This window comes from Luteibacter sp. 9133 (assembly GCF_000800155.1).
Classification (GTDB): domain Bacteria; phylum Pseudomonadota; class Gammaproteobacteria; order Xanthomonadales; family Rhodanobacteraceae; genus Luteibacter; species Luteibacter mycovicinus.
The window spans coordinates 2,009,510-2,026,918 of sequence record NZ_JUHO01000001.1; the positions used below are offsets into that span (position 1 = coordinate 2,009,510).

14 protein-coding genes are annotated in these 17,409 nt (G+C 63.3%); 3 read left to right on the plus strand and 11 right to left on the minus strand.

What is annotated here, in order from left to right; translation table 11 throughout:
• Window positions 1-33 precede the first annotated feature (33 nt).
• Both FA87_RS08700 and FA87_RS20980 read right to left on the minus strand, forming a co-directional pair.
• Window positions 34-1,146 (minus strand): polysaccharide biosynthesis/export family protein, encoded by a 1,113-nt coding sequence (locus FA87_RS08700; RefSeq protein ID WP_036113405.1) that lies wholly within the window; start codon window positions 1,144-1,146, stop codon window positions 34-36.
• A gap of 129 nt (window positions 1,147-1,275) precedes the next feature.
• The gene (locus FA87_RS20980) at window positions 1,276-1,482 is read right to left on the minus strand and encodes a hypothetical protein (RefSeq protein WP_197062389.1); all 207 of its coding nucleotides are present in this window, start codon (window positions 1,480-1,482) and stop codon (window positions 1,276-1,278) included.
• A 521-nt stretch (window positions 1,483-2,003) separates the two neighbouring features.
• Between FA87_RS20980 and FA87_RS08710 the strand changes: the two genes are divergently transcribed.
• From FA87_RS08710 to FA87_RS08720, 3 genes are read left to right on the plus strand one after another with little or no spacing between them, the layout of a single operon-like run.
• Complete coding sequence (locus tag FA87_RS08710) at window positions 2,004-3,449, plus strand: undecaprenyl-phosphate glucose phosphotransferase (protein ID WP_051943683.1); 1,446 nt, start codon at window positions 2,004-2,006, stop codon at window positions 3,447-3,449.
• Window positions 3,450-3,483: 34 nt separating this feature from the next.
• On the plus strand, window positions 3,484-4,464 hold the full coding sequence (galE, locus tag FA87_RS08715) for a UDP-glucose 4-epimerase GalE (protein WP_036113399.1): 981 nt from the start codon (window positions 3,484-3,486) through the stop codon (window positions 4,462-4,464).
• On the plus strand, window positions 4,464-5,645 hold the full coding sequence (locus tag FA87_RS08720; RefSeq protein ID WP_043693900.1) for an acyltransferase: 1,182 nt from the start codon (window positions 4,464-4,466) through the stop codon (window positions 5,643-5,645). Before galE ends, FA87_RS08720 begins: the two co-directional genes overlap by 1 nt.
• 2 nt (window positions 5,646-5,647) lie before the next feature.
• Here FA87_RS08720 and FA87_RS08725 read toward each other — a convergent pair whose 3' ends face one another.
• Genes FA87_RS08725 through FA87_RS08765 form a run of 9 tightly spaced genes read right to left on the minus strand, consistent with a single transcriptional unit; the run spans window position 5,648 to window position 16,748 of the window.
• The gene (locus FA87_RS08725) at window positions 5,648-7,153 is read right to left on the minus strand and encodes a right-handed parallel beta-helix repeat-containing protein (protein WP_052191232.1); all 1,506 of its coding nucleotides are present in this window, start codon (window positions 7,151-7,153) and stop codon (window positions 5,648-5,650) included.
• A gap of 16 nt (window positions 7,154-7,169) precedes the next feature.
• Window positions 7,170-7,991 (minus strand): glycosyltransferase, encoded by an 822-nt coding sequence (locus FA87_RS08730; RefSeq protein ID WP_043693903.1) that lies wholly within the window; start codon window positions 7,989-7,991, stop codon window positions 7,170-7,172.
• The gene (locus FA87_RS19850) at window positions 7,988-8,470 is read right to left on the minus strand and encodes a hypothetical protein (protein ID WP_052191233.1); all 483 of its coding nucleotides are present in this window, start codon (window positions 8,468-8,470) and stop codon (window positions 7,988-7,990) included. Before FA87_RS19850 ends, FA87_RS08730 begins: the two co-directional genes overlap by 4 nt.
• Window positions 8,463-9,695, minus strand: coding sequence for an O-antigen ligase family protein (locus FA87_RS08740; protein WP_043693906.1), 1,233 nt, complete (start codon window positions 9,693-9,695; stop codon window positions 8,463-8,465). Before FA87_RS08740 ends, FA87_RS19850 begins: the two co-directional genes overlap by 8 nt.
• Before the next feature lie 5 nt (window positions 9,696-9,700).
• Window positions 9,701-10,618 carry a glycosyltransferase family 2 protein gene (locus FA87_RS19855; RefSeq protein ID WP_052191234.1) on the minus strand — a complete coding sequence of 306 codons (918 nt, stop codon included), beginning with the start codon at window positions 10,616-10,618 and terminating at the stop codon, window positions 9,701-9,703.
• The gene (locus FA87_RS08750) at window positions 10,615-12,039 is read right to left on the minus strand and encodes a lipopolysaccharide biosynthesis protein (protein ID WP_052191235.1); all 1,425 of its coding nucleotides are present in this window, start codon (window positions 12,037-12,039) and stop codon (window positions 10,615-10,617) included. Before FA87_RS08750 ends, FA87_RS19855 begins: the two co-directional genes overlap by 4 nt.
• A 2-nt stretch (window positions 12,040-12,041) precedes the next feature.
• Entirely contained in the window at window positions 12,042-13,283 is a 1,242-nt protein-coding gene (locus FA87_RS08755; RefSeq protein ID WP_036113387.1) for a glycosyltransferase, read from the minus strand.
• Between the two features lie 2 nt (window positions 13,284-13,285).
• The gene (wcaK, locus tag FA87_RS08760) at window positions 13,286-14,518 is read right to left on the minus strand and encodes a colanic acid biosynthesis pyruvyl transferase WcaK (RefSeq protein ID WP_043693909.1); all 1,233 of its coding nucleotides are present in this window, start codon (window positions 14,516-14,518) and stop codon (window positions 13,286-13,288) included.
• Between the two features lie 40 nt (window positions 14,519-14,558).
• Window positions 14,559-16,748, minus strand: a complete 2,190-nt coding sequence (locus FA87_RS08765) for a polysaccharide biosynthesis tyrosine autokinase (RefSeq protein WP_043693913.1) — start codon at window positions 16,746-16,748, stop codon at window positions 14,559-14,561.
• Between the last annotated feature and the right edge of the window lie 661 nt (window positions 16,749-17,409).

Consider the following 17,409-nt stretch of genomic DNA (forward strand, 5'->3'; position numbering starts at 1 on the left):
AGCTCGTAAAAGTGAAGCGGAACGCGATCAGAGCTAGAGCTGGCTGTCGCGATCCAGGTTGTATTGCGTCGTGGCGGCATTGCTGATCAGGCCCGAGAGCGGCAGCAGCTGGCTGATGAAGCGGTTCCAGCGCGTAATTCCAGCGGGCCCGACGAAAATGACGTCGCCCGGTTTGACTGAGAACTGCGATGCGACGGCGAAGGACGCCGGCGAGGTGTTGTCTAGCTGAAAAATCGTCGCCGGCGCCTTCTCCATGTCTTCGACGCCACGGATGACATAGACCGACTTGCCGTTCGCGCTGGTCTGGCTGAGACCGCCCGTACGGCCCAGGGCCTGGGTGAGGGTGAGATCGCTGGTCTTGAAGGAAATCGCCTGCGGCCTCAGCACTTCACCGATCACGTATGCCTCGTGACGGTCGTTGTAAGGCAGGTAAACGCTGTCACCGCCCTTCAGGTAGATGTCCTTGCCTCCGTCGCGCGAGCGCGACAGTGCGTCCAGATCGATGTGGTATTCCCGGTTATCACGCCGGAGCACGACATCCGACAGGTCGGCCAGCTGGGCATTGACGCCTGCCGTCCCGACCGCCTGAGCGAGCGTGAGCGGTGTCACGGTGATGTTCTGTGGATCGGTCCTGACGAAGGCACCGCCCAGTGTGACCCGCTGGCTGGCGTAGCTGATGATGCTGATGTCGACCTGGGGCTTCTCGATGTACTTCGTCAGGCGGTCAGTGATGGCCTGGCGAAGCTCTTCCACCGTCATGCCGCCGGCGTTGATCAAGCCGACATAGGGATAAAAGAGCGTGCCGTCGGGCCGCACGAGTCGTCCATTGGCACCCGTCTGCTGCTGTGAACCGGCGGGGGAGGTGAGTTCCGGGTGCTCCCAGATCGTGATGTACAGCGAATCTCCCGGACCGATGCGATAGGGATCCGGCTGGTAGGAGATGAGACTGGGGTCGACGCCCCGCCCGGTGGCGGTGGCGCGATCCATCGCGATCAGCTTGGGCGTGATCGGAACGAGCTGGTAGCGGCTTCCGGTCGCGCTTTCCTTGTCGTTCAACTCACCGGTCTTCATGTGCTGGCCGGGTGCCAGGACGCATGCATTCAATAGCAGGCACCCGGCCAGACCGAGAATCGGCAGGAACTTCATCGTGTACGGGATCCTTCAGTCGGAGCGCCAGGCGGCGATTGCTTAACGCCCCACTTAAACCGATCGAGCATTAATGGCTCGGGAACGTGAATGGACATTTAGACGTCCAGAACCTGAGTCGATGCCCGCTCAGCGCGTGCCTCCCGTGCCGCCGGTGCCTCCGGTTCCACCCGTCCCACCCGTACCGCCGGTGCCACCCGTACCGTCATTTCCGGTGCCGCTGGTGTTGTTGGCCGTTGCTCCGGTAGCAGCCGCCATCGCTGCGGTGCCTGGTCCGACACGGGCCGGTGCGAGTGAGCCCTTCGATGCCTGGCGTGCCTGGTTCGGGTCGGCCACGCGGGGCTGTTGGCCGTTGTTTTGCGGGTTCCCGGGCGCGCCGGGCTGGGTTGTGGCACGTTGACTCTGAGCCCAGATCGGAGCCGCAACGGCAAGAATCGCGCAAGCAAAAAGCAGACGTCTCATGGTCGTCATCTCCAGTGGGTGAATCGATGCGTACACGCGTTGCAGACATTCATGAACGCGGTTTATTCGCGCAAACGCGGGATCCATTCACTGCCATATCGATGTTAAGTGCAAGGCAATCAGCTGAACGACAGAATGGGGCGATTCTTTTTGTGACGCGAGCCGCAAATTAGGATATGTTGGATTGCCGCCAATTTTCTGGCGGTGCAGCATGAGTTGTCGAAAGACTCACACTGAGAAGTGTTGAATGACGGATTCCGGCGGAATGCCGGAGTCCATCTGAAACGTGTTGGGCCGTTGGGCGTCCCCGGACAGGACAACCCGGTTCCACAGGGGGCACGTACCTGGGCAGGCCGTTAATCACGGCATTGTCGCGTCGGAAGAAGGTACCTGTCATGCAACTGACCAAATTCAATGCGTTAGTGGATCTAGAGCTCCGTGCGAGCGATCCTATCTGCGCAGTATCGGCCGGTTTCCTGGCCTACTACGTCCGATTCGACACGGTAGCGATGAACAGCGTCTATTCAGTGGCGCTCGTTATACTGTTGTTGTCGACGCTCAGCGCATCGGCCGCATTCCGTGTTTATGATCAGCCCATCGGTGAGCGCCCCGTCGGGCAATATTGCCGCATCGCAGCATCGTGGTCTGTCGCCTTTGCTGCGCTCATCGCGCTCGGCTATCTGCTCAAAGTCAGCGATTTGTATTCGCGTGGCTGGGTATCGCTGACGTTTATATTGGGCCTGTCATTCATGGCGCTGGTGCGAGTCGTCGCCCATCGCGCCACGCACCGCCTTCGCGAGCGCGGCGTGGGCATCAGTCGGTGCCTGTTGATCGGTGCGACCGATTCCGGACTGCACATGATCGACCAGGTCGAGTCCAGCCCGGCACTCGGCATGAAGATCACCGCTTATGTGCGCACGAGTTACGACAACGGCGTGCCAGGTGGCGTGCCGCTGGCAGGTGCGTTGCTGGACCTGGACAAAGTGCTGGCGTCGGGAGAGTGGGACCAGGTTCTCGTCGCGCTGCCGGTCAGCGCCAACCGCGCGATCAACTACGTGCTCGATCGTATGGACCAGCACGTCATGACGGTGAAGTTCGTGCCGGACATGCTGGGCCGTCAGTTGATCAATCACCGCATGGAAGACGTGGCGGGCGTGCCGCTCGTCACGCTGCGCGAGAGCCCGCTACTGGGCAATGCCTGGCTGCTCAAGGACATCGAGGACCGCCTGATCGCCGGCGCGATCCTGCTGATGATCTCGCCGCTGATGGTCGCGCTTGCGATCGGCGTCAAGCTGTCCAGTCCCGGTCCCGTCCTGTATCGCCAGCGTCGTGTTGGCCTGGACGGCAAAGAGTTCGAAATGCTGAAGTTCCGCTCGATGCCTGTGGACATGGAGAAGAACAAGGCCGTGCAGTGGGGCAATGCGTCGGCCAAGACGGTCACCCGCTTCGGCCGCTTCATTCGCGGCACCAGCCTGGACGAGCTCCCGCAGTTCCTCAACGTGCTCCGCGGCGACATGTCCATCGTGGGTCCGCGCCCCGAGCGTCCGATGTTCGTCGAGAAGTTCAAGGGCGAGATCGCGGGCTACATGCACAAGCACATGGTCAAGGCCGGTATCACCGGCTGGGCGCAGATCAACGGCTGGCGTGGCGACACCGATCTGGTCAAGCGCATCGAGCACGACCTTTATTACATCAACCACTGGTCGGTCGCGTTCGATCTTCGCATCATCTTCCTCACGATCTTCAAGGGGTTTGTGCATAGCGAGGGCGGCAGCGCCTCCCCGTCACCCGGAAACGCGGCGCTGCCGACACCCTCGGCCGCGGTCGAAGAGTCGCGCTGAGCCAGCACTCCATCCACGAAACCGGGAATATCGCTTGAAGCTTCTGATCTGTGGCGGTGCGGGCTATGTGGGCTCGCACATGGTGCGTTACCTGCTGGCCAACCAGCATGAGGTGGTGGTCTACGACAATCTGTCGACAGGCCACCGTCAGGCGGTCCCCAGGGGCGTGACATTCGCCCATGGGGATATCGGCGATGCGGCGCGGCTGGCTCGCGTCTTCGCGACGCATCGTTTCGATGCGGTGATCCACTTCTGCGCGCGGTCGCTGGTGGGTGAATCGGTAGTCGATCCGTACGCTTACTACCGGAACAACGTGGCCAATACGCTGGTCCTTCTTTCCGCCATGAACGAGGCGGGTGTCCAGCGGCTGGTCTTCTCGTCGACGGCGGCGGTATTCGGCAATCCCCACGCGGAGCACATCGACGAGGGTCACGCCACGGCGCCGATCAATCCGTACGGCCAGAGCAAGCTGATGATCGAGCACGTGCTCGAGGATGCCGCCCGCGCGTACGGACTGAGGTCGGTCGCGTTGCGCTATTTCAACGCGGCCGGTGCGGATCCCGACGGTTCCATCGGCGAGGCGCACGACCCCGAGACCCATCTGATTCCCAACGTCCTGAAGGCGGTGTTGGGGCAGGGCGCGGCGCTGAAGGTGTTCGGCGACGACTATGACACCCGCGACGGGACCTGTGTCCGTGACTACGTTCACGTCAACGACCTGGCGTCGGCTCACTTGCTCGCCATCGACTACCTTGCCACCCATGAAGGCGCATTCCGCTTCAACCTGGGCAATGGCGAAGGCTTCAGCGTACGGGAGGTCATCGCCGCGGCCGAGCGCGTAACCGGCAAGCCGGTGCCGCACGAGATCGCGCCACGTCGCGCCGGCGATCCGGCGACCCTGGTCGCATCCAGTGAACTGGCGCGGCTCGAGCTAGGGTGGGAGCCACGCATTACGCGCCTCGACGACATCCTCGCCAGCGCGTGGCGCTGGCATCTCGACCCCGGCTTCGGCTGATGCAGGCGCGGCCCAGGGTACAGCTCGATTTCATCGATGCCCTGCGTGGTGTCGCCATTATCGGTGTGCTGCTGAGCCATGCGCAGCGCAATGTCGAGATGTACCAGGCCATGGGGCACCAGGCGAGCATGTCGGGATGGCTGAGTCGCTATGCCGCCCAGGGCGCGCGTGGAGTGCAGCTGTTCTTCGTGGTCAGCGCGCTCACGTTGTTCCTGTCCGCCGGTAAGCGTGCCGGCGAGTCGCATGAGTGGCTGAACTTCTACATCCGCCGTTTTTTCCGTATCGCACCGATGTTTTACATCGCGTTCGGCGTTTACTGTCTGGCACCGGTGGTCATGAAAGGTCAGGCGCTACCGCCGCCGGGAACGCTGCTGGGTACGCTCGGCTTCATTAACGGATGGAACCCCGCGTGGCTTCTGGGCGCGAACGATGTGGTCCCCGGCGGCTGGTCGATCGGCGTGGAGATGTCGTTCTACATCGTCTTCCCGCTGGTATTTCTTGCGCTTCGCGATTTCCCCAAAGCCTTCGCCGCGCTTTGCGTCATCCTGCTCGTCGACGTCCTGACTTGGCCCGCGCTCGTCGCCCATCCGCCGATCGCCGACGGCGACCTCTGGGAGCGCTTTGTCTTTGTCTGGCTGCCTAACCAGCTGCCGATCTTCCTGTGCGGCATCTGCGCCTACTTCATCCTGTTCGGGCAAACCGGCGCACTGACGAGGTTCTTCCACGAGGGGAATCGGCGCGCCAATGCGGCGCTGTTCGCGCTGGGCGTCCTGACCCTGCTGGTCGTTCCGCAGCTGACCGACGATCCGCGGGCCGTCTTTCTGTACGGCCTGGCTTTCGGCCTGATCACGCTGTGCCTCTACCGTCAGCCGTATCGCTGGCTGGTGACCGTGCCGATGAGGCATATAGGGAAGATCAGCTTCAGCGGTTACCTGGTGCATTTCTTCATGCTGCAGGTGGCCCGCAAGCTGCTGGCGAGGGTGCATGCCGGCGATCACCTGAGTCCGGACATGTACTTCGGCGCCACGGTCGTCGTCGCTCTGGCGGGGACGGTGGTGCTAGCCACGATCACCTATCACCTCGTCGAGGTGCCGGGTCAGGCGCTCGGAAAGCGCCTCATCCAGCGGCTGGCGGCCCGCCGCGCACCCGCGCCGGACCGGGCCACCGTACCGCGGACCTGACCCTAGCCGGTCAGCTTGCCGATCAGCTCCAGCGCATTGGGTACCGGCTTGCCGTTGGCGAAACAGGCCTTGACCAGCGCATTGACCTGGGCCAGCGAGGGCCGGTGCTCCCGGAAGCGTGCGAGCATACCCGTGTCGGCACGCGCGGTGCGGAGCTGACTGGCCGATGCCGTGACATCCCTGTCCGCAAAGACGGCGTTATCCCCCAGCTTCGTCTGGGTGGCTTTGCTCATGTCGATGCCCGGGGCTTGCGGCGACACCACGATGTTGTCGTGGATCGCCGTGTCGTCGGGCACCCCTTTCCAGCTGGTCGCCTTGAAGACGGTGACTTCGGCGCCGGCGATCGGCTTTTCGGGAATGATGATGATGTTGTTGTAGATCTGGCTGCCCGCCACGGGGCCCGAGATCCTCAGTGACGCGCTGTCGGTCTTGCGCAGGGCATCGTTAATGCTGACGTTGAAACGCACGATCGTACCGGTGTTGCCGACGTCGGACGCGTTGCGGCCATCGTTGCAGACCAGCGCCATGCCACCGATATTGTCGTGGCTGTAGTTGTACTGGATCACCGTGCCACGGCAGTTGAAGTCCGCGTCGTACGCCTGGCCGTCGGCATACGCCTTATGGTCGCTGACTTCGTTGTACTGGATCAGCGTGTTGTCGCTGTCGAACGGCCAGATGCCCGCGGCCGCTTCACCACGGGGAAGGGCGCCACACCGGCTCACCGTGTTGCGCTCGACCAGCGCGCCGTCGCAGCCTTTCACCAGAATGCAGTCGCCGGGCACGCCGCTGATGCGATTACCGCGCACCACCACACCCGTGGCCAGCCCGGCCTTGCGGCTGCCGGCGCCGAGGAACAGGATGCCGTCCCGTGCAGTGCGCTCGATCGTGTTGTCGGTGATGGACAGGTCCTGGTAGCGCGTGGGCTTGTCTTTCGTTTTTGCCTGGACGAGGATCGCGCTGCCACCGCCGTCCTTCTTGACCGGCGTGCCGTTCACATCGTGGATGTGCAGACCTTGCAGGACGATGCCGTGGGCGATGCCGAAGTCCTCGTGATAGAGGTGCACCGCCGTGCGCCGCGGTGCCATCTGCGGTCCCTTGTTCGAAATCTCCAGATTGCGCACCGTCCAGTATTCGACATTCTGAAGGCGCACAGTCGACGGGGCGCTACCGTCCGCATGCAGATGCGGCAGCGCTCCCTCGCCATAGGCATCGACGACGACGGGTGCGTTCGCACTACCGGAGCCCTTCGGCAGAAACGCTCCCGGATAGTCACTTCCACGCCTGAACAGGATGCGGTCGCCCGGCCCGAAGCGGGTTTTGTTCAGTCGGTCGAGGCTACGCCAGGCCTGCGTGGCGCTGCTCCCGTCGTGTCCGTCGTTACCCCCGCCGCCATCCACGTAGTAAGTCTTACCGGTGCCCGCGCCAGCGGCGCGAAGCGAGGTCAGGGGCAGAACGGCGATCGCGCCTGCGGCCCATACGGACTGACGAAGAAAACTGCGACGGTGCATGGTGACGTCTCCGGTATCAGCGGCGCTCGCTCAGCGAGTAGCGGTACACGCCGCCATGCTTTTTCAGCATGTAGGCGAAGCCGGCGAGGTGCTTGATGGTGAGGCGTGAGAACTTACGTGTTCGACGCTTGTAGTCGTGCACGACGGAGATCTTCCGGCTGTAGTAGTTGCGCAGGCCCAGCTTGCGGGTGCGCACGCAGAACTCGGCGTCTTCCGGACCGAAGAAGATCCGGTCGTCATAACCCATCAGCAAGGCGGCGACCTTCTTGGTGAACGTCTGGTTGGCGCCGAGGACGTAGTCGACTTCAAGCGGATCGTTGCTGTCGTCGAAGGTGGTGTCCACCATCAGGTGGCGGTCCAGTTCGCGCTGCACGAAGCCGAGCTTACGGGTGGCCGCGATACGCGCCGCGATGGGCTGATAGAAACGCGGGAAGCGGCGGGTGGAGTCCTGCCGGGTGCGGTCCACATTCAGCAGTTCGAAACCGACCACGCCCGCATCGGGATGCGACTGGAAGAATTCGTCGACGATGGTGCCAGGATCGCCGGTCAGGAAGATCGTGTCGTTATCCAGCGTCATGCAGTACTTGCCGCGCGCGAGGAACAGGCCCCGGTTACGTGCGGGGCCGACGCCGTAATTGCTGTCGAGCGGAAAATAACGGATCTGGGGCAGCGTGGCCACGAATTCGGCGCTGCCATCGCGTGAGCCGTTGTCCACGACGATCACTTCGTCGCGGCTGAAATCCACCTTGTCCATCAGGGAGTGGAGGCAGCGCTCCAGGTTCCCGAGTTCGTTCCAGGTGATGATGATGATCGACAGGCGCACATCGGCCTCGCTCATGACGGTGCTCCAACGTTGGGCGGGGTGAAGGACGATGGGGTGATGACCGCGTTGGCCTTCACCACGTAGTTATCGGGGATGACCACGGGCCCAAAGATGCAGGCCCCCGTGCCGATGGTCACGTTGTTGCCGATGGTGGGCGTACCGTCGCCGGGGAAACGGTTGCCAAGGCACACGCGCGCGTAGATCGTGCAGTTGGACCCGATCGTGCTCTTGCCGTTGATGATGATGCCGAACGCGTGGTAGATCACCAGCCCCGGACCGATCGTCGCGGTGGTCGGCACATAGCACTTGAACATGAATTCCGCGATCTTCTCGAAGACGCGGAACGGCGTGTGCAACACCGTGCCCCGGGTGCCGGAGATCAGGCGATAGGTCAGGATCACCCAGAACGACTGGTCGAGCATCCACCAGACCAGGCCACGGTAACCGGGCAGCGACTTCAGGCGGCGTACGTCGGCGCGAAAATCATCAAGCATGGTTCGGATCCGGAGCGGGCAGGGTGTCGCGATGCTTAAGTACGTTGGCGCGGATCTTCATCCGCTCCTTCGCTTCCTCACGCAGGCGAATCTTGCGCAGGTCGTGGCGGGCGTAGAACATGCCGACGAAAAACCAGAAGTAGGCCTCGTAACCGCTGAACTCGATGAAGGCCAACATCAGGTAGCACAGCAGGAAGAACTTGATGTTGCGCTGCTGGCCCTCCGTACGCGTGAACAGGATCTGTGCCGCCATCAGCAGGAAGAGCAGCAACGACTGCACGCCGCCTTCCAGAAGGAACTGGAGGTAGATGTTGTGAACGTTGTTCTCGACGAAGGTGAGGCCGGACAGCTGCTCCATCACCGGCACGCCGTTGCCGACGCCGTAACCGAGAATGTTCTGGTGCAGGGCGGTGCCCGCGGTGGTCCACAGCGCCAGGCGGCCGACGTTCTTGTGCGCGAGCTGGGTCTCGGCGTTGAGGTTGAAGCGGTCCAGCACGGGGATGTCGATCACCGACGACAGCACCAGGCCGACGAGCAGCACGCCCATCGCGATGCCGAAGAAGTTGAAGAAGTAATAGTGGCGGGATTTGCGTGCACGCCAGCAGGCGATGCCGATCGACACGGCGGCACCCACCAGCCCCGCTCGCGACAGCATCATGCCGCTGGTCAGCAGCGCGATGCCCGCCGCGATCGGATAAACACGGGTGCCAAGCAACAGAATGGAAAGCAGGGCAAGCAGGCTTGCCTCGATGTTGCGGCCACCGGTCGACATGTACAGGATGCTCGACGCGCCCTCGGTACGCGCATAGACCGCGCCCAGGCTGCCGGCGTAGACCAGATCGCGAAGGATGACGAAGGTCAGGCAGCAGCCCAGCATCCAGATGAAGATCTTGCGCAGCTCGATATCCTGCAGCTTGCGCCCGAAGACCACGCCGAGGAAATACGACGCCGCCACGAACAGGATCAGCGTGGAACGGACGCCGCCGCCATAGGTCGCGGAGGCGGCGATAGCCGTCGCCGTCATCGTGGCGATAAACGCCGTGGCCGGGTTGAGCTTGAGGTAGCGTGTCGCCGGGATGTACAGCACCGGCATGAGCAGCAACAGGAGGTGGTAGACGTTGACGTGCGATTTGCTGGTGGTGCTGTGCCCCAGCGGGATCTGCACGAACAGCATCGCCAGCAATACGATGGCGGCGCCGCGCGTCTTGTTGATCGCCAATGCCATGCCGGTCAGCCGATCGCCACGCCGAAGAACTTGTGCAGCAACACTTTCAGCGTCGACTTGTAGCCGCCGACAGAGATGTTCCGGGCGATGTCGCCCAGGGGCGGTCGCTGCTTGTTCATGACGTACTGGATGTTCCGGTGGTTACGCCGTTGATCGGCACTCATCAGCCGGGTGTGCTTGGCGATGAAACGCTCGCTGCCCTCGGCACGCTTGGTCGAATTGCGGATACGGGCGCGCGACCGGTCATCGTCGACGAACGACAGCAGCTGACGTGTGCGCAGCGCGGGACCGAAACGCTCGGCCAGGCGGATCCACATGTCGTAGTCCTGCCATGAGGGCATCGCTTCGTCGAAACCGCCGAGTTCGCGCATGCGCGACAACTCGGTCAGAACCTGGTTGCCGGCGAGATTGGCGTAGAGCAGGGCGGACAGCGTGATCGGCTCGACCTTCTCCAGTTCCGCCTTGCCGTACTGACGATCGCGCAGCGCCGCGATCTGGGCGTCGCTCTGGAAATAGCGGAACCGGCTGCAGACGAACGACACCTTGTTGCGCCGGTACAGGTCGACCAGGCATTCGATCCGCTGCGGATGAAACAGGTCGTCGTCGTCCAGTCCGGTGACATAGGTGCCGGAAGCCTGCTCCATGCACCGGTTACGCGCGCGGCAGGCGCCCTGCGGCGTCTCGTTGCGAAGATAGGTGAACTTGCCGGGGTAGCGCTGAATGTAGTCGGCGACGACCTCGGCCGTATCGTCGGTCGAGGCCTCGTCACAAATCAGAATCTCGATCTCGGGGTAGCTCTGGGCCAGCACCGAGTCGACGGCCCGGCGAAGCAGCGCCGAACGATTGCGGGTAGGAATGTAAACGCTCACCAGCGCCATGGCGTCATCGCTCCTCGTCTGCATTGCGTCGGTCGTCGTACTCATGCGCTCACCGCCTGGATCTGTTTGTCCAGCAAGGTGTGTCGGCTACGCCAGATCACCCACACCAGCGGCGGCGTGGCGATGGCGAAGCGCACCGCGCTGGCCATCCAGCCGTCGCCCGGGTAAACGAAGACGGCGAGCATGAGGAACGCGTAGGGAACGAAGCTCTCGATCGTCCACGCATTGAAGAACTCGCGTGCGGTGATCCGGATGAGCTTCGACGAGAAGAAGTAATACGAAAACACGGTGGCCAGGATCTGGCTGATGGCCAGCGCCACCGCCATGATTTCCAGCGACCGGGACGCCGCGCCGGCGAGGCTCACCGCCAGCGTGATGCCGCAGATCTTCAGGTTCCAGCCGAACTCGATGTCCGACCGGCCCTGGCTCTGGCTCAGGGCGCCGATCAGGGAGCCCAGCGGGCGCAGCATGCCGAACAGCAGCATCAGCGGAATGAGCTGGGCCACGCCGTCGTAGCGATGGCCGTACAGGATCGACACCGCCGGTGGCGCGAACACGGCAAGCATGATGAAGACCACCGCGCTGAAGATCGCCACACCGCGCAGGCCGACGAGGTAGATGCGACGCAGCGCTTCGGGATCGTGCTGCAAGGTCGCCAGTCGCGGCAACGCCAGACGGCCCGCCACCGGCATGATCAGCTTGGTCGGCTGCAGGACCAGTTCCTTTGCCAGCGAATACACGCCGAGCGACGCCAGGCCGAGAAACTTGCCCAGGATGATCTGGTCGGCCTGACTGCGCAGCTGGTTGATCACCTGCGACCCAAGCTGGAAGGCGCCATAGCGGAACGCCTCCCGCATGATGCCCCGGTCGAACCCGCGACCCGGGTGCCAGTCGGGCTCCGACACGGCCAGGAAGCAGCCCAGCCGGACGAGGCTGTTGACGATCATGGCGTACACGGCGGCTTCGATGGACGCATGGAAGACCAGCACCATGACCAGCAGCGTGGCCAAACCCGAGAGGCGTCCGACCACTTCGATGCGGGCCAGTCTCGGCAGCTGGAAAGCCTTGATCAGGCTGGCCTGATACTGCGCGGCCACCCCCAGCAGCACGAAGTTGATCGTCGACAGACGCATCAGCTGGCCGAGGACCTCCGACTGATAGAAGTACGCCACGGCGTAGGACACGAAGAAGAGCACGGCGGCCGAGACGAGACCGAGACCCACGCTGATCATGAAAAGCGAGGTGCGCTCTTCACGGTTGATGTTCTGGCGGTGGATGAGGTAGCTGCTCAGGCCCATGTCCTGCAGCAACGTGGCGATCGCATTGACCACGTTGACGATCGCCAGCGCACCGAGCATGCGTGCGTCGACGTGATGAGCCAGCACCGCGATCTGCAACAGCTGGCTGGCTGCGCTGATGACGGTCGACCCGGCGGTCCAGATGGCGTCGCGTTTGGCGGAGGCCATCGTCAGTCCTCCAGGGCCAGCTGCGCGGCGAGCTGGTCGTGCAGACGGCTCTGGTTGAACCGGGCTTCCACCGTTTCACGTGCGTGGCGTGCGATGGCCGGGAGGTCGTAGTCGCCGTTCTGAATGCGCGCCAGCTTGTCTGCCAGCGCTCCGGCGTCGCGCTCCGGAACCAGCCACCCGGAATAGCCGTCTTCGATCAGTTCGGGAATGCCGCTGTGCACCGTGGACAGACAAGGCACGCCACTGGCCATGGCTTCCATCAGCGAGACGGGGATGCCCTCCTGATCGCCGTCGGTCGCGGTGACGCTGGGCAGGGCGAAGATGTCGGCATCGCGCAAGGCGGTCTGTACGAAGCTCTTGTCGCGCCGGCCCAGGATATGGATGTGCTCGCCCATGCCTTCATCGGCGACGAAGCGCTCCAGGGTCGGCTGAAGGGGGCCGTCGCCGATCACGTTCAGTTCGACGGGTACGCCGCGCCTGGCCAGTTCGGCTACGGCCTGGCACAGGTAGAGCACGCCCTTTTTCTCGACGAGACGGGCGACGCTGACCACGCGCAGCGGGCGGGTTCCGGCCGACGACACATCGCCCGGGGACACGTAACGAAAGCTCTCCAGATCCACGCCCATCCGGTGCACCTGAATCTTTTCCGGCGCGCAGCCCATCGCCTGGAGCTTGCGACTCCAGCGCGTGCTGATCGGCAACATCCGCTCGCCCTGCGCGAACAGGCGACGGTAATCGTCGGCATGGCGGGCAAGCACGCTGTGCTGCGAAAGGTCGAAGCCGTGAAACACCGTGTGGATCGGACCCTCGATCAGACCGAGGGCGCGCAGGTTGGCTGCCAGGACGCCGGTGGGACCGAAGTGGGCGATGATCGCCTTTGCCTTCAGCGGCTCCCTGATCCGGCGCACGGCACCGGCCAGGACGAGGCTCTTCGCCGCGTGGCCATAGAGTCGTACGGAAAGCGCCTTGCGCACGCGCGCGCTCGGCAGTCCGGGAAGCACCTGACGCAAGCGGCGCAGCAGGATCTGCCAGTGCTTCGACGCGCTGGCGGAGTGATCGAAGATGAACGTCGTCCGTTCCATCAACCCCCGCGTGGCGACGATGTCACCGGGTGCGGGCTGCGGTCCCCGGCTGATCGCCAGGATGCGCACGTCGAAGCCGCGGTCGAGCAGGCCGACGATCTGGTCGATGACGAAGGTTTCCGAATACTTGGGAAACTCCGGGAGGACGAACAGGATCGGCATGGTCAGGCTCCGATCCCCAGCGTCGCCAGTACCGACTCACGGGCGAACGCCTTCTCGCGGGCGACCGCCGTGGCGACGCGTGGCCGCAAGGTCTCGTCCTGGAGCAACGCGAGCACCTTCGTGCGCAGGCTGCCGTCGAGCAGGGCTTTGACGGGAATGGCCAGGTCGTCCACACCGAGACGCTTCATGATGCCTTCGGACTTGTGCTCGTAATTGAGCGCCACGGATGGCGTACCGAAGTTCATCGACATGATCGCGCTGTGCAGCCGCGTGCCGATGGTGAGCACGCAGGTGGCGAGGCGGCGGCCGATCTCGACATCGTTGAGCTCGTTCATCTCGACATGGAAGGACTCCGGATGGCGCAGGCGCGCGCGCACCTTGAGAGCGACCATGCGGTCGTCCTTGGGGTAGCCGTCGATGGCCGTGCAGGTGGAGTAGGCGACGACGCGGTAGCCCGCTTCGATCACGGCATCCAGCAGCTCGGCGAACGCCGTTTCGTACTCGGCCTGCGTCACGCCCAGACGCTTGTCGAACGGGGCCAGCTCACGGAAGGTCACGGCCACCGTCGGCTGCGCGGTATTGACGGGCTCGTTGACCCCCGGATTGACCAGCCACGCGGTATCCGACGTCCAGCGCACCTTGTCCTGCGGGATGCGCCCCTCGGTCATATAGCGCGCGCTGACTTCCTCACGCAGAGCGACCGCGTTGACCCGGGTCATGACGTCTTCGGAGATCTGCCGGAAGAACGGCTGCTGGAAGGGCCCGACGCTGTGGCCGATCATGTAGACCGGACGGCCCGCCAGCAGGGCGCAGATGGACTGGTCGTACTGCGTGGGGCCATACAGGTCCACGAAGAACGAACCGCCGACCTGAATGACCAGGTCGTACCCTTTCATCCACTCGATGGTCTCGCGATGGCGCTGCGGCAGCTTTACCCAGCGTGCCCACCAGCGTCCCATGAGATGCCCGTGCAGGATGCGCGGAACAAGCCGGCGCAGCACCTTCGGCCGCAGGCCACCGAAGCGCTTTTTCGCGGCTTCGTTGTAGTAGGCATTCAACGTGTCGGGCAACAACCGACGCCCGATAAGGTATTCGGAGCTGGTCGGGAAGCGGCTGGTCACATCGACCTTGCTCCCCGGCAGCGCCTCCGCCAGACATTCCAGAAGGCCGCGCAGAATGGCGCCGTCGCCCCGGTTGCCGCACGTGTGATTTCCGACGATCAGGATGCGCGACATAGTGCTCTTTTCATGCTGGGCCCCGTGGTAGCGGGGCGGTTCAAGCCGGATCGGCCTTGTATTTGTAGTACGCGTACTCGGAGTAGCCCGCCGTGCGCTTTTCCACCGCGTTGAAGATGGCACCCTTCAGCTCGACACCGTTCTGTTCGAAACGTTGCTTGGCCAGTGCCAGCTCGCGCTGCTTGTTGAGACCGAAACGCGCCACGAGCAGGCTGGTCCCGACGTGATGGCCAATCACCGCCGCATCGGTCACCGCCAGGATGGGCGGCGTATCGATGATGATGAGGTCGTAGGCGGGCACCACGGCCTCGATGAAGCGCGTGAAGTGCTGATGCATCAGCAGTTCGGACGGATTCGGCGGCACCTGGCCGCGGCTGATGAAATCGACGTTTTCGGTCGGCCCCTTCTGCACCACGTCCGCGAGTTCGGCCTTGCCGACCAGCAGATCGGACAGCCCGCGTCCCGTCTTGACGCCGAGCAACTGGTGCAGCGTGCCGCGGCGCATGTCACCGTCGACCAGCAGCACGCGCTGCCCCGCCTGGGCAATGACGGCGGCGAGGTTCGCCGAGACAAAGGTTTTACCGGCGAACGGGCTGGAGCCGGTGATCATGAGGATGTTGTTCTTCGCTTCCAGCCGGGCGAAGTGCAGGCTGGTGCGCAGGCTGCGGATGGATTCGATCGCCAGATCGGCCGGGTCGCTGATGGCGAGCAGGGGGCCACGCGCGCCGTGCTTGTGACGGGTGCGGATGGAACGCGCGCTCTGGCCGGAGCTGAGCGGCACCGACGCATAGACGGGCAGGCCAAGGTCCTCGATCAGCGCAGGGTCTTCGATGCCGCGATTGAGGATCTGCTTGAGGAAGACAAAGGCCAGCGCGAGGAAGGCACCGAGGAAGGTCGCGATGATGACGATCAGCGCCTTGCGCGGCTGCACGGGAACGTTGGGATCCACCGCCGCCTTGTCGACGATACGCACGTTGCCGACGGTACCCGCGCGGGCGATGTCGAGCTGCTGCGCCTGATTGAGCAGGCTGGTGTACGTATTGCTGCTGACCTGGACGTCCCGGTTGAGCTTGAGCAGTTGCTGCTGGGTGTCGGGCAGGGCGCCGACCTCCTTCTGCATCTTGTCCTTCTGTGCCTGCAGCTGGCCCATCTGCTGCTGCAACGCCTTGTAGGCAGGGTGGTCATGCGTAAAGCGGCGATCGATGTCCGCTTCCTGCATGTGCAACTGCTGGATGTTGTTCTCGACACCGACGATCTGATCGAGCAGGCCCTTGGTCTGCATGCTCAGATCGACAGAGTGGGACTGTGTCTGGAAGGCGTTCATCGCGGCCTGGGCCTTGTCCAGGTCCTGACGCACCTTGGGCAGCTGGTCCTTGACGAACTGCAGCTGGCTGGCGGCTTCGGCGGAGTTCCGCTCGACGTTCTGCCGCACATACGCGGTGGTGACGTGTTCCAGCACCTTCCGCGCCAGCTCCGGATCGGCGTTGTTATAGGTCAGCCCGATGATCCCGGAGTCGTTGCCCTGTTCGAGGGCGACGACATCGGTCTGCAGCTTGGTCGTGGTGGTCAGCGCGGGCTGCACGACGACGTCGAAGCGCGTCCCCGGGTTGGCTACCAGCTGGCGGATCTGCACCGTCACGCCCTTGCCGTTGATCAGCTGACCGACGGCGCCCTGCGCCACACGCTTGCCATCGTCGTCGTACAGGCTGAACTGGTGATTGTCTTCGGCGCGGAGTTCGAACTTACCGCCCATGGTCGGATCGGGCAGATCGAGCTTGAAGATGTCGACGACCTCGCCGCCCCAGCCATAGCGACTGAGTCCGAAGCGAGGCTTGCCCAGCTGGCCGGGTTTATGCCCGCGGGAGAGGTAGTCACCGATTACCGGCATGCGTTGCGGCAACGCCTGCACGTTCAGTCGCATGTCGTCGACCGTCTGTCCGACGACCAGCCGCGACGTAATCAGCGCGATCTCGGTGACGGCCTGCGATGCGGTCGTGCCGAGCGATTGCGAAAGGTCACTCAGCCCCGGAAGGCTCGGCGTCTTCTGCTCGACCTGCACCACGGCGGTGGCCTGATAGATAGGCGTCGCCAGCAGCGTATACAGCACACCGATCACGAAGAAGACCCCCGTGATTGCAACGATCAGCCACTTGTGATCGAGCAGCGTACCGAACAACGCGTTGAGATCGACGGTGTCGTCATCATGTGCCTGCTCAATCTTCGTCGTCATGCGGCCGCGTGTTTCCTGGAGATGAATTGGACGTCTAAGCGTTTATACCGGAGCGAGAATGAATGGGCCGAAAAGCAGAGGGCCAGCCAACGTCCTGTATTTCCAGCGTTTTACGCACACGTCTCCATGCACCGGCACACAGCTGGCGCATGACACACCCCCTTGGATGCGTAGGATGAAACCTCAGGCGGGCGTCGACGGGCGGCCGTTGGGGATGCCGATGTCGACGCCATTCGTTGAAAGAACGATGTCCTTCGCCTTCTTCGATGCCAATCGCGTACCACTGATCCGCGCCGAAGGACTTTCAGCTTAGACGGGGTCGCGTAGGCCTCAAAGTGAAAACCGCCAGTTTTGCGACCTGCGTCAAGGAACCATCGCTTGTGGGGACGCTAGAACGCAAATACGTTATTAATTCGTTATATGCGTCTTGATGTATCTACACACACCACTAATGAATGGTTCATTCCGCAGTCACTAATTGTTGCACTGCATGGTCACCACTCCGATGTGTGCGTCGTGTATACGCGCTTATTCGGCAAGGTCGCTTCCGCATCGCAGCAACGCACACACGGCGATCTCCGCCCTGGTGATGGCGCTCGGCCCGTCAGCGGCGCACACTCGGCGGCTAAGGGCGGTCCACCGGCCGCATCGGGAGCAGCTC